At 63.9% G+C, this 14963-nt stretch carries 14 protein-coding genes; 9 read left to right on the top strand and 5 right to left on the bottom strand.

The genetic code is table 11. From position 1 onward, the window contains the following. Positions 1-85 precede the first annotated feature (85 nt). The 7 genes from J2R99_RS02960 (at position 86) to J2R99_RS02990 (ending at position 7099) form a co-directional block, all read left to right on the top strand. Complete coding sequence (locus tag J2R99_RS02960) at positions 86-727, top strand: DsbA family protein (protein ID WP_307152999.1); 642 nt, start codon at positions 86-88, stop codon at positions 725-727. 69 nt (positions 728-796) lie between these two features. Continuing rightward, positions 797-4273, top strand: coding sequence for a chromosome segregation protein SMC (smc, locus tag J2R99_RS02965; RefSeq protein ID WP_307153000.1), 3477 nt, complete (start codon positions 797-799; stop codon positions 4271-4273). A gap of 194 nt (positions 4274-4467) precedes the next feature. Next, a complete protein-coding gene (locus tag J2R99_RS02970) occupies positions 4468-4872 on the top strand; it encodes an AtpZ/AtpI family protein (RefSeq protein ID WP_307153001.1) in 405 nt (134 codons plus the stop codon). Between the two features lie 40 nt (positions 4873-4912). Then, complete coding sequence (locus J2R99_RS02975) at positions 4913-5692, top strand: F0F1 ATP synthase subunit A (protein WP_307153002.1); 780 nt, start codon at positions 4913-4915, stop codon at positions 5690-5692. Between the two features lie 48 nt (positions 5693-5740). After that, positions 5741-5968: a F0F1 ATP synthase subunit C gene (locus tag J2R99_RS02980; RefSeq protein WP_092810041.1), complete on the top strand. Its 228-nt coding sequence runs from the start codon at positions 5741-5743 to the stop codon at positions 5966-5968. Between the two features lie 70 nt (positions 5969-6038). After that, positions 6039-6611: a F0F1 ATP synthase subunit B gene (locus tag J2R99_RS02985; protein ID WP_307153003.1), complete on the top strand. Its 573-nt coding sequence runs from the start codon at positions 6039-6041 to the stop codon at positions 6609-6611. Positions 6612-6613: 2 nt separating this feature from the next. After that, the gene (locus J2R99_RS02990) at positions 6614-7099 is read left to right on the top strand and encodes a F0F1 ATP synthase subunit B family protein (protein WP_307153004.1); all 486 of its coding nucleotides are present in this window, start codon (positions 6614-6616) and stop codon (positions 7097-7099) included. Positions 7100-7271: 172 nt separating this feature from the next. Here J2R99_RS02990 and rnhB read toward each other — a convergent pair whose 3' ends face one another. Continuing rightward, positions 7272-7898 carry a ribonuclease HII gene (gene rnhB / locus J2R99_RS02995; RefSeq protein ID WP_307153005.1) on the bottom strand — a complete coding sequence of 209 codons (627 nt, stop codon included), beginning with the start codon at positions 7896-7898 and terminating at the stop codon, positions 7272-7274. Between the two features lie 163 nt (positions 7899-8061). After that, positions 8062-9150 (bottom strand): PA0069 family radical SAM protein, encoded by a 1089-nt coding sequence (locus J2R99_RS03000; protein ID WP_307153006.1) that lies wholly within the window; start codon positions 9148-9150, stop codon positions 8062-8064. A gap of 338 nt (positions 9151-9488) precedes the next feature. On the opposite strand from J2R99_RS03000, the gene J2R99_RS03005 reads away from it, so the two are divergent. Further along, positions 9489-9983: a glycosyltransferase family 2 protein gene (locus tag J2R99_RS03005; protein WP_307153007.1), complete on the top strand. Its 495-nt coding sequence runs from the start codon at positions 9489-9491 to the stop codon at positions 9981-9983. A gap of 6 nt (positions 9984-9989) precedes the next feature. On the opposite strand, the gene moaB is transcribed toward J2R99_RS03005, so the two are convergent. The 3 genes from moaB to J2R99_RS03020 all read right to left on the bottom strand — a co-directional run bounded on the left by moaB (position 9990) and on the right by J2R99_RS03020 (position 13036). After that, entirely contained in the window at positions 9990-10532 is a 543-nt protein-coding gene (gene moaB / locus J2R99_RS03010) for a molybdenum cofactor biosynthesis protein B (protein ID WP_307153008.1), read from the bottom strand. Positions 10533-10656: 124 nt separating this feature from the next. Then, the gene (locus J2R99_RS03015; RefSeq protein ID WP_307153009.1) at positions 10657-12024 is read right to left on the bottom strand and encodes an MFS transporter; all 1368 of its coding nucleotides are present in this window, start codon (positions 12022-12024) and stop codon (positions 10657-10659) included. A 97-nt stretch (positions 12025-12121) separates the two neighbouring features. After that, on the bottom strand, positions 12122-13036 hold the full coding sequence (locus J2R99_RS03020) for a uracil-DNA glycosylase (protein ID WP_307153010.1): 915 nt from the start codon (positions 13034-13036) through the stop codon (positions 12122-12124). A 189-nt stretch (positions 13037-13225) separates the two neighbouring features. Here J2R99_RS03020 and J2R99_RS03025 point away from each other — a divergent pair, with 189 nt between their 5' ends. Beyond that, entirely contained in the window at positions 13226-14890 is a 1665-nt protein-coding gene (locus J2R99_RS03025) for an electron transfer flavoprotein-ubiquinone oxidoreductase (protein ID WP_307153011.1), read from the top strand. The last annotated feature ends 73 nt before the right edge of the window (positions 14891-14963 follow it).

Genomic DNA, 14963 nt, shown 5'->3' on the forward strand with positions numbered 1-14963 from the left:
AACAGACGACTGAACGCACTTAAATTGTTCATGTCGCCTTCATGTCCCTCGCGGCAGGATGGCGGCTCCCGCAGGAGGTTTCCCTTTGCCGTTGTTCACCCGCCGACAATTCGCCGCCACCGCCCTCATTGCCGGGCTTTTCGCCGCAGCCCCGGCCTTTGCGCAGGACGATGGCCCGTCCGAAGTGCCGATGGACCAGCTGATGGCATCGGGACCGATCCCCGATCACGCTCTCGGCTCAGAGGACGCACCCGTCACGATCGTCGAATACGCGTCCATGTCCTGTTCGCACTGCGCGGACTTCCACAACGAGACCTATCCCAAGCTGAAAGAGCAGTATATCGACACCGGCAAGGTTCGCTTCGTCTTCCGCGAATTCCCGATCGATGCCGCAGCCTTTGCCATCGCCATGACGGCACGCTGCGCACCGGAAGATCGCTATTTCGATATCATCGACCTGTTCTTCGAGCATCAGCTCGACTGGATCCGCGCCGAGGACCATTACGGAGCCATCCTCGATCTCGCCAAGCAGGCCGGTTTTTCTGAGGAAAGCTTTGAGGCATGCTTGCAAAATCAGGAATTGTTCGATGGACTAACCGCGAGACGAGACAAGGCTTCGAAGGAATTCGGCGTTCACGGTACTCCGACTTTCTTCATCAACGGCGAGAAGCTGGTCGGAGCGCGATCATTCGATGAGATCAAGGCCAAGATCGAGGCGGCGCTTTAAGCCCTCCTACGAGAGGGCTGCCTTCGATTCCGCCCTCGCCAGGCCTTGCAACGTTGACGGCGGCCGCGGATGAAAATCACGCGGCTGCGGATCGCCGGCTTCAAATCATTCGTCGACGCCACCGATGTGTCCATCGAACCCGGGCTTTCCGGCGTCGTCGGCCCGAACGGTTGCGGCAAGTCAAACCTCGTCGAAGCCCTGCGCTTCGTCATGGGCGAGAGTTCGTTCAAGGCCATGCGCGGCTCGGGCATGGACGACGTGATCTTCGCCGGTTCCACAAACCGGCCGGCGCGCAACGCCGCCGAGGTGAGCCTGCAGGCAATCGTCGACGGTGCGGCGGCTGCCCATGTCATGAAGCCCGGCCAGACACCGGCGACAAGCACCGAACTTGAGATCAGCCGCCGGATCGAGCGCGAGGCGGGCTCTACCTATCGCGTCAACGGCCGCGAGGTGCGCGCCCGCGACGTGCATATCCTGTTTGCCGATGCAGCCACCGGAGCGCGCTCCTCGGCTCTCGTGCGCCAGGGCCAGATCGGCGAGCTGATTGCCGCCAAACCCAAAGACCGGCGCTCGATCCTGGAAGATGCCGCGGGCATTTCGGGACTGCATTCGCGCCGCCACGAGGCGGAGCTGAAGCTCAAGGGCGCGGAGCAAAACCTCGAGCGCCTCGAAGACGTTCTCGGTGAGATCACGAGCCAGCTCGAAACCCTGAAGCGGCAGGCCCGTCAGGCCGCGCGTTACCGCAACCTTTCCTTCGACATTCGCAAGATGGAGGCGCAGCAGGCGCTGATCCGGCTGAGCGAGACGGATCAGCGCCTTGCCAAGGCGGAAGCCGCCCTCAACCAGGCCGGACTTGCGCTCGCGAAGGCTGCGGAAGAGCAGTCGAAAGCCGCCAGAGAAGAGGCGGTTTCAAGCTCGTCTTTGCCGAAGCTGCGCGAGAAGGCCGCCGCAGCCTCGGCGGCCGTGCAACATTTGCGGCTCAAATCCGAAGAACTGAAGCGCGAAGCAGCGCGTCGAGAAGCCCGCCAGCGCGAGCTTGAGAGCCGGCGCAAGGAAACGGCCGAGGACGTCGCGCGGGAGGAGGAGCACGGGCGCGAAGCACGCTCCGCACTCGCCACGTTCTCCGCCGAAGCGAAGACGCTCACCCGCGACAAGGAGGGAGCGGCCAAGCGGCTCGCCGCGGCCGCGGCGACAGCGACGGAGCGGGCCGAGGCGCTCGCCAAGGCCGAGGCGGCTCTTTCGGAAGCGCGAGCCGAGCTTGCAGCCCAGGCCGCCGAACGCCGCCAGCAGGAAATGCGGGTGCGCGAAGCGGAGACGGCGCGCGAACGCCTTCTCGGCGAGGCCAAGAAATTGAAGGCCGAACAGGCGGCCCTTGCGGAAAAGGCAGGTTCCGAAGGCTCCGTCGAGGCTGCCAGATCCACTCTCAACGCCGCGGAACAGGCGCTCAAAACGGCCGAAGAGACCGCACAAAAGAAAGAGCAGGAGATCCAGCGCGCCCGTGAGGCGGAGGCGAAAGCCCGCGAAAAGAGAGCGGAAGGATTGCGCGCCCTCACCGCCCTGCAGGCCGAAGAGAAGACGCTCGCCCAGCTCCTGCGGCCTGCGACGGACAGCCATTTCGTCCCGATCGTCGAGGGGCTGAAGGTCGAGCCCGGCTACGAAGCCGCTCTTGCTGCAGCACTCGGCGAAGATCTCGACGCGTCGGCGGATCCGCAGGCGCCGTTCTCCTGGCAGGAGCGGGGGAAGATCGCGCGGGCGCCCAACCTTCCGCCGAACGTCCCTCCCCTGGCGCAATTCGTGTCCGGAGAAGCGCGGCTCGTGCCGCGGCTCTCACAGATCGGCGTCGTCGAGGAAGAGGATGGCAACGCGCTCTTTCAGAAGCTTGCCGTCGGCCAGCGCCTCGTCAGCCGCAGCGGCGCGCTCTGGAGATGGGACGGCCTGACGATCAAGGGCGGCGCCAAGACGGCGGCGGCCGTTCGCCTTGAACAGAAAAACCGGCTGGAGGCGCTCTCCGGCGAGATCGCGAAGGCCGAAAAGGACGGCGCGAAAGCGACGACGGCCCTTGAGAAGGCAACCGAAAAGCGTCGGCGAGGCGAAGAGGCCGAACGCCAGGCGCGCCAGGCGCTCAAGGACGCACGCAGCCAGCGGGACCGCCAGGCATCGGCGCTTTCCGAAGCGGAGCGAGCTCTTGCACGACAGTCGGAGCGCCTCGCTTCGATCGCAACGAGCCTCGCGCGCGTCGAAAGCGATGCCGAGGCGCAGGCGACCCGGCTTGAGGAAGCTCGCGCGGCACTTGGCCAGGCAGAAGCAAACGGAGAAGCAGAAGCGAAAGCGGAGGAACTTGCAAAAGGCGTCGAAGCCGCCCGCCGCGAGGCGTCCGATGCGCGCGCGGCCGCGGATTCCTTGCGCCATGCGAGCGCGGCACGGGACGAGCGTCTTTCGGCGCTTGGCCGGGAGATCACTGCCTGGCAGGGGCGGATCGAACGGGCGGCGCGCCGAATCGAAGAATTGAAGGCCCGAGAGGCCGATCTCGAAGCAGAAATCGAAAAGCTCGCCGAAGAGCCGGAAACCTATGCCGTGCGCCAGCGCGAATTCGCCTTCGAGATCGACAAGGCGAACGCCCAGTCGAAGGCCGAAGCCGACCGCCTGGCCGAAGCCGAGACGGCCCATCGCAGCTTCGCCGACGCAGCCAGGCGGGCTCTCGATGCCTTATCGCAGACCCGCGAGGCCAAGGCACGTGAGGACGAGCGGGCCTCCGCCATCCGCCAGAAGCGCGAAGATCTCGTCGCTGAGATCACAGCGCATTTCCGCACCCGCCCCGAGGGGCTGCGCGAAACGGCCGAACTGAAGCCCGGCGCCCCGCTGCCGGAGCTTGCCGCCGTCGACCAGCGCTTAGAGAGGCTGGTGCGCGAGCGCGAGCGCCTCGGCGGCGTCAATCTCCGGGCGGAGGAAGAAGCCAAGGAGGTCGAGGAGCGCCTCACCACGCTGACGGCCGAACGCGACGATCTGACGGCCGCCATCAAACGCCTGCGCCAGGCGGTGCATTCCCTCAACCGGGAAGGCCGCGAACGGCTCCTTGGCGCCTTCGACACCGTCAACCGGCACTTTCAGGAGCTTTTCCACACCCTTTTCGGCGGTGGGTCGGCGGAGCTCATGCTGACGGAATCCGACGATCCTCTCGACGCCGGGCTCGAGATCATGGCACGGCCTCCCGGCAAGAAACCGCAGATCATGACGCTCCTCTCCGGCGGGGAGCAGGCGCTGACCACGATGGCGCTGATCTTCGCCGTCTTTCTCACCAATCCTTCGCCGCTTTGCGTCCTCGATGAGGTCGATGCGCCGCTCGACGATGCCAATACGGAGCGTTTCTGCGATCTTCTCGGAGATATGCGACAGAAGACGGAAACCCGCTTCCTCGTCGTCACCCACAATCCGATCACCATGGCCCGAATGGACCGGCTCTTCGGCATCACCATGGCCGAACGCGGCGTATCGCAACTCGTCTCTGTAGACCTCGAAACGGCGGAACGTTTTCGCGAAGCCGGGTAAAGGGCGGAGGGAGGCCGGGCCAAGAAAACCTGTCCCGATCTATTTCCCTTTTCTTTTCAACGATATATCCCTGATTTTGATGTTCTTGACTTGGCCTGACGGCAAAATTATGGTGCGCCCGGTTTCGCAGGGGCCCGGACCCGCCCCGTCTTCACGATGGCGCCGCATCGAGGCTTCCAGGAAGGAGCCGGTGAATGGCTGACAAACGCTCCGGCGAGGAGCGCCGGGAGAAGGCGGACGGCGGACAGGGTCCTATTGCCGATACCGACCTGGAACGTCGCTTTGCCGACCTTTCGCGCACCCTGGACAAGGGGAAACGTGTCAGGCAGGCCGTTGACGAGCCCGAGCGCACCGATTCGTCCGGATATGCGCTTGCTTTACGTATCGCCAGCGAGTTTATCGCAGGTGTTCTGGTCGGAGCGGCCCTGGGATGGGGATTGGACGAGGTCGCAGGGACCTCCCCCTGGGGGCTTATCGGCTTTTTGATGTTGGGATTTGCCGCCGGCGTGCTCAATGTGATGCGCGCCGCGGGTAAAATAGCCGGGCCTTACGACAGGCTCGACAAAGACAAGGACGGCGGGCCTGCCCGTCACGATTGAGGCGAGGCCGATTACGGCCCGGGGAAGCAAGGGGTAGGCTGTGGCGAGCGAAGCGGCGACGCATTCCGACACCGTGGATCCGATCCACCAGTTTCACATCAACAATCTGGTCGATTTCGGCCAGATCGGCCACAGCACGTTCGCTTTCACCAATTCGGCGCTGTTCATGGCCATTACGGTGATGCTGATCGTCGGCTTTATGATGCTGTCGACGCGCGGCCGTGGCCTCGTGCCGGGCCGCATGCAGAACGTCACCGAGATGTTCTACGAGTTCACGGCCAACATGCTGCGCGAAGCGGCTGGATCGGAAGGCATGCGTTTCTTCCCGTTCGTCTTCACGCTGTTTTCGTTCATCCTGGTGGCGAACCTGATCGGCATGGTGCCGTATTTCTTCACCGTGACGGCGCATATCGTGATCACGGGCGCGCTTGCCCTTCTCGTCATGGCGATCGTGATCGGCTACGGCTTTTCCAAGCACGGCTTCGGCTTTTTGAAGCTGTTCGTGCCCGACGAGGTGCCTGGGCTCATCCTGCCGATGATCGTGGCCATCGAGATCCTCTCGTTCATCTCGCGGCCCGTCAGCCTCTCCATTCGTCTTTTCGCCAACATGTTGGCCGGTCATATCACCCTCAAGGTGTTTGCCGGCTTCATCATCTCGCTGTCGACGTTCGGCGTGATCGGCTGGGTCGGTGCGATCCTGCCTTTCCTGATGGTGGTGGCACTCACGGCTCTTGAAATTCTTGTGGCTGTCCTGCAGGCCTATGTCTTCGCAATTCTGACCTGCATGTACCTCAACGACGCGCTGCATCCTTCGCACTGACGGCGCGGTTTTTTCTCCATCCTCTTCCAACACGCAAGGAGCATGAACATGGAAGCAGATGCTGCAAAGCTGATTGGCGCGGGCATTGCCTGCATCGGCATGGGCGGGGCCGGCGTTGGCCTGGGTTCGCTCTTCGGCCACTTCCTCGAAGGCGCATTGCGCAATCCCGCGGCTGCGGACGGCCAGTTCGGCCGCCTCATCTTCGGCTTCGCGGTCACGGAAGCGCTGGGCATCTTTTCGCTCCTGATCGCCCTTCTCCTCATCTTCGCCGTCTAAGCCAGACAGCGAAGACGGCGCGCCGGGGGCACTCGCCACCGGCGGCCGAACGGCTTGAGGAGAAGAGCACGTGGTAACAACGGCACTCGCTCAGACGGCCGCGGAAACGGCGGCGGAACACACCGAAATCGCGGACGCGGCGCATGGCGCGTTTCCGCCTTTCGATCCGTCCACGTATCTCTCGCAGCTCGTCTGGCTCGCGGTCTTCTTTGGCCTGCTCTATTACCTGCTCAGCAAGATGGTGTTGCCACGCATCGCCACCATCCTTGAGGAGAGGCACGACCGCATCGCCGACGATCTCGCAGAGGCAGAAAAGCTGAAGCGGGAAAGCGACGAGGCGATCGCGGCCTACGAGCAGGCGCTTGCAGAAGCCCGGCAGCGCGCTCACGGCATTGCCCAGGACGCCCGAGACAAGGCGAAAGCGGAGGTCGAGGACGAGCGGAGCAAGGCCGAGGCGGAGCTTGAAGAGAAGCTGCAGGCGGCCGAAGCACGTATCGGCGAGGTGCGCGACAAGGCTCTCGCCGAAGTCGACGCGATCGCCAAGGAGACGACCGAGGCGCTCGTTGAGACCCTGTCCGGAGAAGCTCCGGCAGATGCGGAGGTCGGGTCAGCCGTCTCCGCAGCCATGAACGAGCGGAGATAACGATGGACGCAACCAGCCTAGCTTCGCTGTGGGTCTTCATCGGCCTTCTCACCTTCCTCGGCATCATGATCTATCTCGGCGTGCCGAAGATGATGACGGCCGCGCTCGACAAGCGCTCGGAGAAGATCCAGCACGAGCTCGACGAGGCTCGGCGCCTGCGGGAAGAGGCGCAGGCGCTTCTGGCCGAGTATCAGCGCCGCCGCCAGGAGGCCGAGGAAGAGGCGGCCGGGATCGTGGCGCTTGCGGAAAACGAAGCGGCCGCCCACGCCGCCGAAGCCAAGCAACGCCTCGAGGAATATATCGAGCGGCGCACGCGCGGTGTGGAACAGCGCATCGCTCAGGCCGAGGCCCAGGCGGTGAGCGACGTGAAGGCACGGGCGGTCGACGTGGCCGTCGCAGCCTCCGCCAAGATCCTCGCCAAACAGAACGAGGGTGCGGTTGGTCAGCGGCTGATCAACACCTCCATCGAGGGTTTGAAGCGGCACTGAGTGACTTCAACATAGAGACGATAAAAGGCGGGCTTCGGCCCGCCTTTTTCTTTTTCCACAGCCGTTCGTTCAGACGCCGCCTCGTTCGGCACCCGGCGAGGCTCACGATTTGTCGAAATGGTTGCGGTGAACGCCTGCTTTCCCGCCCCTCTTTCGAGGCAACGCTCAAGGCCTATTTGTCGGCGAGGAGCGCCGCGATAGGCGCAAAACTCGAGCGATGGAGGCGGCAAGGGCCAAGCCGCGTCAGGGCCGCCCTGTGGGCCGGCGTCGCATAACCCTTGTGAGATCCGAGTTCGTAGCCCGCGAAAACCCCGTCGCAATGCGCCATCATCCGGTCGCGGGACACCTTGGCGACGATCGAGGCCGCTGCGATCGAGAGCGAGGAGGCGTCCCCGCCAATCAGCGCTTCGCACGGCAGAGCAATGTTCGGCACCTTATCGCGTCCATCGACGAGGACGGCATCGGCCGCCTCGGGCAGGCTTCTGAGCGCCCGCGCCATGGCAAGAAGCGCCGCATTGCGGATGTTGATCCGGTCGACGGTCGCCGTCGAGCAATAGGCAACGGCGACATCGGCACAGGCCAGGATCTCTTCATAGAGCTCCTGGCGGCGAAGCGCCGTGAGCGCCTTGGAATCGTCGATGCCGGCCGGGATATTTTTGGGATCAAGAACGACCGCCGCCGCCACGACCGGACCGGCGAGCGGGCCACGGCCTACCTCATCGATGCCAGCGATGCGGCGATAGCCGGCAAGCATCAGCCGCGTCTCAGCCTGCAGATGCGGGCCCGCAACCTTCGCCATGGGCGCAGCCTTCGCGCCGCCCGGCTTCTGAGCTTTCGGTTTGCGAATCGTCTTTGTCGCAGACATAAACCGCCGATAGGCCGCGATCCTTCGTGATGCAAGCCGGGCCCTCGCCTGCAAAGACACGCTTTCCACCTTCAGACAAAAGCTTCTCTTGTGCCCCCTAAAGGAGCGCCAACTGGCCGCCGACCGGCACCGGCGGAGAAAACAGATCCGTGCGCATGTCGTAGCGCCTCTCGTTCAACCGCAGGCGCTTTGCCGCCAGTTCGAAACGGCGACCGATCTGCCAGGCGTAAGGCCCCCTGCCCCTCTGGCGCTCATGCCAGGCCGAATCATAATCCTTGCCGCCCCGCATGGAGCGCATCAGCGACAGAACATGTTCGGCTCGGTCCGGGAAATTCTCCTTGAGCCATTCTTTGAAGATCGGCGCCACTTCGAGCGGCAGCCGCAACAGCACATAGCCGGCAGACGTGGCCCCCGCCGCCGCGCCCGCTTCGAGAAGGCGCTCGATCTCATTGTCGTTGATGGCCGGCACGATCGGCGCCGTCATGATGGACACCGGAATGCCGGCTTCGCTCAGGCCGGAAATCGCTTCAAGCCGCTTCGCCGGCGTCGAGGCGCGCGGCTCCATCATGCGCGACAGCTTATGGTCAAGGCTCGTCACGGAGAGACCGACTTTGACGAGCCCCTTCTCCGCCATCGGCGCGAGGATATCGAGATCGCGCAGGACGAGCGCCGATTTGGTGACGATGCCAACCGGATGATTGGCGGCCGCCAGGACTTCCAGCACATCGCGCATAATGCGGTACTGGCGCTCGACCGGCTGGTAAGGGTCGGTGTTGGTGCCGATCGCGATCGGGCGCACCTCATAGCCCGGCGCGGCAAGTTCTTTTTCCAGAAGCTTCGCCGCATCCGGTTTGGCGAAAAGCCGCGTTTCGAAGTCGAGCCCCGGTGACAGGCCCATATAAGCGTGCGTCGGGCGGGCGAAACAATACGCGCAGCCGTGCTCGCAACCTCGATAGGGGTTGATGGATCGATCGAAGGAAATATCCGGGGACGCGTTGCGGGTGATGATCTTTCGGGGCCGCTCGATCGTCACTTCGGTGCGCAAACGCGGCAGTTCGTCGAGACTGTCCCAGCCATCCTCGACGAACTGCCTTGTCTGCTTCTCGTAACGACCCGTCTCGTTGGAGACAGCGCCGCGACCACGCCGCGCGGCCGGGCGAAGCGAATTGGTGCCCTGTTCGGGCATCCCGTCTTGGGGTCCGGTTTCTTGGAATCTTGAATCTGCCTGGCCGAGCGCCACCCAGGCCGCATCTCGCTCTGCGCGAAATCGTGATGGCGCGGAGGATGCGGCATTCCGCTTTGCGGCTGCTGCGGTACCGCCCCTTGGGGTGTGGGGTGTCGGCGGGGCGAAGGTGGTGCTCGGCTCAGGCATGAGCGGAATATATCGCGAACAACGGAACATTACAAGAACAATGGTGACTTTATTCCTAGGCGAAGCGAGGAAGCCGGGGATGGGATGGCGTTCCTTAACGAAACGGTTACCTTTCTGTTGGGTTAAGCGCCCGATTTCGCTAGCAGAACATCATGATCACCGTGCTTCTTTCCGTGCCCGACGATGCCCAGCATCTGGCGCGCAGCCTGACCGCCCTCGTGCCTGCGGCAGTCGAGGGTCTGGTGCGCGACGCCTATGTCGTCGGCACGCCCGGCGACGACGAGATCGAGGCGGTGGCGGACGCTGCCGGGGCAGAACTCGTGGGCCGAGAGGCTCTCACAGAGACGATCGCCGCTGCTCGTGGCGAGTGGCTGCTCTTGATGGAAGGCGGTGCCCGCCCGCTCGACGGCTGGATGACGGCCGTTCGCGAATGGATGGAGGAGCCAGGCCGCGGAGCCGCGACTTTCACCCTCGTCGGCAAGCGCAAAGCGCTCTTCGGTTTCCTGGAGCGCGAAGAGCCCCTTCGCCGCGGCGTGCTCATGCGCAAATCCGATATGGAAGCGGCCGGTGCGGCTGACGACCTCAAATCTCTTGCCCGCGGCCAGTCCACCAAACGCCTTTCCGCGCGTATGGCGCCGCCGGCCTGAGAGGCGTCAGCCGCGTCTCAGATGTTCGTCGAGCCGGGGCATGATCTCGACGAAATTGCACGGCCTGTGGCGGTAATCGAGCTGGCTCTTCAAGATACCGTCCCAGGCATCCCGGCAGGCCCCGGGCGAGCCCGGAAGAACGAAGATATAGGTCGCATTCGCCACCCCTGCGGTGGCGCGCGACTGGATCGTCGAGACGCCGATCTTGTCATAGGAGATACGGTGGAAGACCGCTGAAAAGCCGTCCATCCGCTTTTCGAACAGAGGCTCGAGCGCCTCCGGCGTCACGTCACGCCCGGTAAAGCCGGTGCCGCCGGTGGTGATGATCACATCGATCGCGTCATCGGCGATCCAGCCGCGAACGGTCCTGCGGATTTCCTCAACGTCGTCACGAACGATATCGCGCCCGGCGAGAACATGCCCGGCTTCGCGAATGCGATCCGCAAGCGTGCCACCGGAGCGGTCATCGGCAAGGGCGCGCGTGTCCGACACGGTCAGCACCGCAATCTTGACGGGGATGAAGCCCCGCTCGTCGCCGCTTTGCGTCATTCCATCTCCCGGGCTCGAAGCACAGATTGACGTGACAGAGGGCGCAACGCTCCGCCGGTCAAGGGACAGTATGAGTTTCGCCCCTCGACGCGGGCCTCGCAGCCGGGCGCGAGCAAGCCCCCCGTCAGGGGGTCGCTTCCGTCTCTTTCGTCTTGTCCCCGCCCGCCTTGCTCGGCGTCTCCCCGGTCGCATCGTCGGAGCCGTCTTCCTGCGGAGCTTCTGTCTCAGAAACCTCCTCAGGTTCGGGCGCCGGCGGAAGCTCTTCTGGATCGGGCTGCAGGACGGCCGTCTGCGGCGTCAGCATGCGCGGGCTCGGCACGGCGGAGAACGTCTCGCGCTCATGTTGCGGCGGCGGGGCACGGCGCGTCGTGCGGTAGACGGAAAAGATCGCCATGGCGAAATGCGCGACCGCCGTGGTGACGAAAAGCCCTTGCGGGCCGAAACTTTCCATCGTGCCTGACGCGACGAGCGGCCCGACCATCGTGCCGATGCCGTAAAGCAGCAGAAGGCCCGAAGAGACCTGCACGAAGGAGAGATCGCTCGCAAAGTCGTTCGCGTGGGCGACGGCGAGCGAATAGAGCGCATAGGACGTGCCGCCATAAAGCGCGAAGGCAAGGCTGAGCACGATCGGATTGTGTGGCGCGAAGACGGCGATCCCCATGCCGATGATCGAGGCGAGAAGTGCCGCACCGCCGATCATGAAGCGGCGGTCGAAGCGGTCGGACAGCCGCCCCGCCGGCATCTGGATGAGCGCGCCGGCAATGATGGCGATGCTCATCAAGGTGGCGATATGAGCCGTCCCAAGCCCCATCTGGAAGCCGAACAAAGGCCCGAGCGTTCCGAAAGCACCATTGGCGACACCAACGAGGAGCGTCGCCACGAAGCCAACCGGAGAATTCTGAAAAAGCCGCTTCAAATCGAGCGTGACACCGGCCAGCGGCTGGGGAGCTGCCGCACGCGACAGCGACAAAGGCAGGAGCGCCAGACAGAAGAAAATCGCCCCAACCATGAAGGAGGTGTCGCGGGCGGGATCGCCGACGGCCACGAGCATCTGCCCCACGACGATCGCCACATAGGTGATCGTCATGTAGACGCCGAAAATCGTGCCGCGATTTTCGTTGGTCGCCCTTTCGTTCAGCCAGCTTTCGATGATCATGAAGCAGGCCGCGAGGACGAAACCGGAAAAGATGCGCAGAAGGATCCACGACAGCGGCGTCACGATCATCGCATTCAAGAGGACGATGACGGCAGCGGCAGCGGCGGAGGCCGCAAAAGCGCGAATATGACCGACCTGATGGACGATGCGCGGCGCCATGAAGCAACTGGCGACGAAGCCGATGGCCCAGCCCGTACCGACGAGACCCAGCGAAAACGTCGAAAAATGCTCCAAGCCGCCGCGGATCGGCAGCAGAATGGAGTGCAAACCGTTCGCAGTCAGCAAGAAGGCCACGCTCAAAAGGAGCGCAGCGATAGGGAGAAGTTGCCTGGCCATAATGGACGCCGAATTGCCGCGAGCCGCCGGTAACCCTGTGCGTTGGCGACGGTCAAGCCCTTCCGCGTTCACGCTTTGCGACAGCTCTGTCAGCTGATCAGTCTTGAGCCTCTTCGAGGGCGGCTTTCAGCGTCAACAGATCGCGCCAGACGAGCTTTTTCTGGAGTGGATTGCGCAGAAGATAGGCTGGATGAAACGTCGCCATGGCACGGACTTGGCGAGCGCCCGTGTCGAAATCGATCCAACGACCGCGCAGCCGCGTGATGCCCATCGTGGTATCGAGCATCTCCTTGGCAGCGGCATTGCCGAGGAGAATCAAAAAATCGGGATCGGCCAAACGGATCTGCTGTTGGATGAAGGGCCGGCAGATCGCCCGCTCCATCGGCGAGGGATCGCGGTTGCCGGGCGGGCGCCACGGAATCGTATTGGCGATATAGACGCCACTGCGATCAAGTCCGATCGCGGCGAGCATACGGTCGAGGAGGCGCCCTGAACGCCCGACAAAGGGCAGACCCTGAAGATCCTCGTCACGGCCGGGCGCTTCGCCGACCAGCATGACCCGGCCTTCGGGGTTGCCATCGGCGAAAACGAGCTGCGTTGCCGTGCGCTTCAGATTGCACCCGTCGAAACCTTCGAGGATTTCGCGCAGCTCTTCGAGCGACGCCGCGCTGCGGGCGGCTTCGCGCGCCGCCATCACCGCCTCTTCCGACGGAAGGGCCGCCGGGGCGACGGGCGGCGGCGCTGCCGGCGGCTGCGGGCGCGCTTCGCTCCGGCGCGGCCTCTCGGCAGGTGCACGCGCCCCATCATCACGGTGTTGCGCCCCGGCGGGTCTGCCCTGTTGCTGCGAGGGCGCGTGACGGGCCGCCATCTCGCGTGCAGCCATCCTCGCGCGCGTTTCTTCAAAACGGTCGACGCCCGTCTCTTCCACGGCGCAATCGACGCCGTTCTCGAGATAGAAGCGCAACAGCTCCTTGAGGGGCGCGAGAGAGATATCTGGCGAAAGCGGGCTCACCAGACCTTTCTGCCATCATGCGAGCCGGGGCGGAAGAGGAGGCTTGCCGGGAACGCGTCAACCCGCCACGCTCAAAGCCCGCAGAAGTCCCGCTTGCGCCATGGACAGACGAGACGAAGCGGGTTTGCATTGAATTTGAGCGGGACGACGTTTTATCCCTTGGGCCCCCACTCTCATTTGGAGAAAAGAATGGAAGCCGCCGAGACGCCCGAACGTGAGAGCATGGAATACGACGTTGTCATCGTCGGAGCTGGACCGGCAGGACTTGCAGCGGCCATCCGCCTGAAGGAACTCGACGAAAAAATCTCCGTCGTGGTCTTGGAAAAGGGCTCCGAGGTCGGGGCCCATATTCTTTCCGGCGCGGTCATCGACCCGATCGGACTGGACAAACTCATTCCCGACTGGCGCGACGATCCGGACCGCCCGCTGACAACGCACGTCACCGAGGACCGCTTTCTCTATCTGACGGAGAAACGCGCCACGAAGCTGCCGAACATGCTGATGCCGAAGCTCATGAGCAATCATGGCAGCTATATCGGCTCGCTCGGACGGCTCACCCAATGGCTCGCGGCGCGAGCCGAAGCGCTCGGGGTGGAAATCTATCCGGGTTTTGCGGCCGCCGAAATTCTGACCGACGACAAGGGCGCCGTCATCGGCGTGGCGACCGGCGACATGGGCATCGGGCGCGACGGCAAGCCGGGCCCCGCCTATCAGCCCGGCATGGCGCTTCTCGGCCGCTACACGCTGATCGGCGAAGGCGCCCGCGGCTCGCTCGCCAAGGAGCTCATTGCCCGCTTCGCGCTCGACGAAGGTCGCGAGCCGGCGAAATTCGGCATCGGGCTCAAAGAGCTTTGGGAGGTCGAACCGGGAAAGCACAAGCCCGGCCTCATCCAGCATTCCTTCGGCTGGCCGCTCGACAACAAAACAGGCGGCGGCTCGTTTCTCTACCATTTCGGGGAAAACCAGGTGGCGATCGGCTTCGTCGTGCATCTGAACTACGAGAACCCGCATCTGGAGCCGTTCCAGGAATTCCAACGCTTCAAGACACATCCGGCGATCAAGAGCCTCCTGGAGGGCGGCCAGCGCATCAGCTACGGCGCACGCGCCATCACCGAGGGCGGCATCCAATCCGTGCCGAAGCTCGTCTTTCCGGGCGGCGCGCTCATCGGCTGCTCGGCGGGCTTCGTCAACGTGCCGCGCATCAAGGGCACGCATAACGCCATGCTATCGGGCATGCTGGCGGCGGAGCATGTGGCCGGAGCGCTCGGTGAAGGACGCAGCCACGACACGGTGGAAAGCTTCGAGGCGAGCTGGCGCGATTCTGAAATCGGTCACGACCTCAAGAAAGTGCGCAATGTGAAGCCGCTCTGGTCGCGCTTCGGCACGCGCTTTGGCGTGATGCTCGGTGGCCTCGATATGTGGACGAACTCGCTCTTCGGCTTTTCCTTCTTCGGCACGATGGGCCACGAAAAGCCCGATTATGCATGCCTGAAGCCGGCCTCCGAATGCCCAAAAATCGACTATCCGAAGCCCGACGGCGTCATCACCTTCGACAAACCCTCTTCGGTGTTTTTGTCGAACACCAACCATGAAGAGGACCAGCCGGTGCATCTGCGGCTCTCTGATCCGATGATGCAGAAGGAGAGCGAATGGGCGGTCTTTGCCGGCCCTTCCGCTCGCTACTGCCCGGCCGGCGTCTACGAATGGGTGCAGGAAGACGGGGCCGAACCGCGCTTCGTCATCAATGCGCAGAACTGCGTCCACTGCAAAACCTGCGACATCAAAGATCCGAACCGCAACATCACCTGGGTTCCGCCGCAGGGCGGCGAAGGGCCGATCTATGTCGGCATGTGAACGCCCATTGTGCTGAGTGAGGAATCCCGGCCCGCAGGTCATGTTGCGCCTGCGGGCTTTGCGAGTGCCAGCG

The organism is Rhodopseudomonas julia (assembly GCF_030813515.1).
GTDB lineage: Bacteria > Pseudomonadota > Alphaproteobacteria > Rhizobiales > Afifellaceae > Afifella > Afifella julia.

Coding starts and splice junctions, on each gene's coding strand:
- smc (WP_307153000.1), top strand. CDS start 797: ATGAAAATCACGCGGCTGCGGATCGCCGGCTTCAAATCATTCGTCGAC.
- J2R99_RS03015 (WP_307153009.1), bottom strand. CDS start 12,024: ATGGCCAGGCAACTTCTCCCTATCGCTGCGCTCCTTTTGAGCGTGGCC.
- moaB (WP_307153008.1), bottom strand. CDS start 10,532: ATGACGCAAAGCGGCGACGAGCGGGGCTTCATCCCCGTCAAGATTGCG.
- J2R99_RS03000 (WP_307153006.1), bottom strand. CDS start 9,150: ATGCCCGAACAGGGCACCAATTCGCTTCGCCCGGCCGCGCGGCGTGGT.
- J2R99_RS03025 (WP_307153011.1), top strand. CDS start 13,226: ATGGAAGCCGCCGAGACGCCCGAACGTGAGAGCATGGAATACGACGTT.
- J2R99_RS02980 (WP_092810041.1), top strand. CDS start 5,741: ATGGAAGCAGATGCTGCAAAGCTGATTGGCGCGGGCATTGCCTGCATC.
- rnhB (WP_307153005.1), bottom strand. CDS start 7,898: ATGGCGAAGGTTGCGGGCCCGCATCTGCAGGCTGAGACGCGGCTGATG.
- J2R99_RS02990 (WP_307153004.1), top strand. CDS start 6,614: ATGGACGCAACCAGCCTAGCTTCGCTGTGGGTCTTCATCGGCCTTCTC.
- J2R99_RS03005 (WP_307153007.1), top strand. CDS start 9,489: ATGATCACCGTGCTTCTTTCCGTGCCCGACGATGCCCAGCATCTGGCG.
- J2R99_RS02970 (WP_307153001.1), top strand. CDS start 4,468: ATGGCTGACAAACGCTCCGGCGAGGAGCGCCGGGAGAAGGCGGACGGC.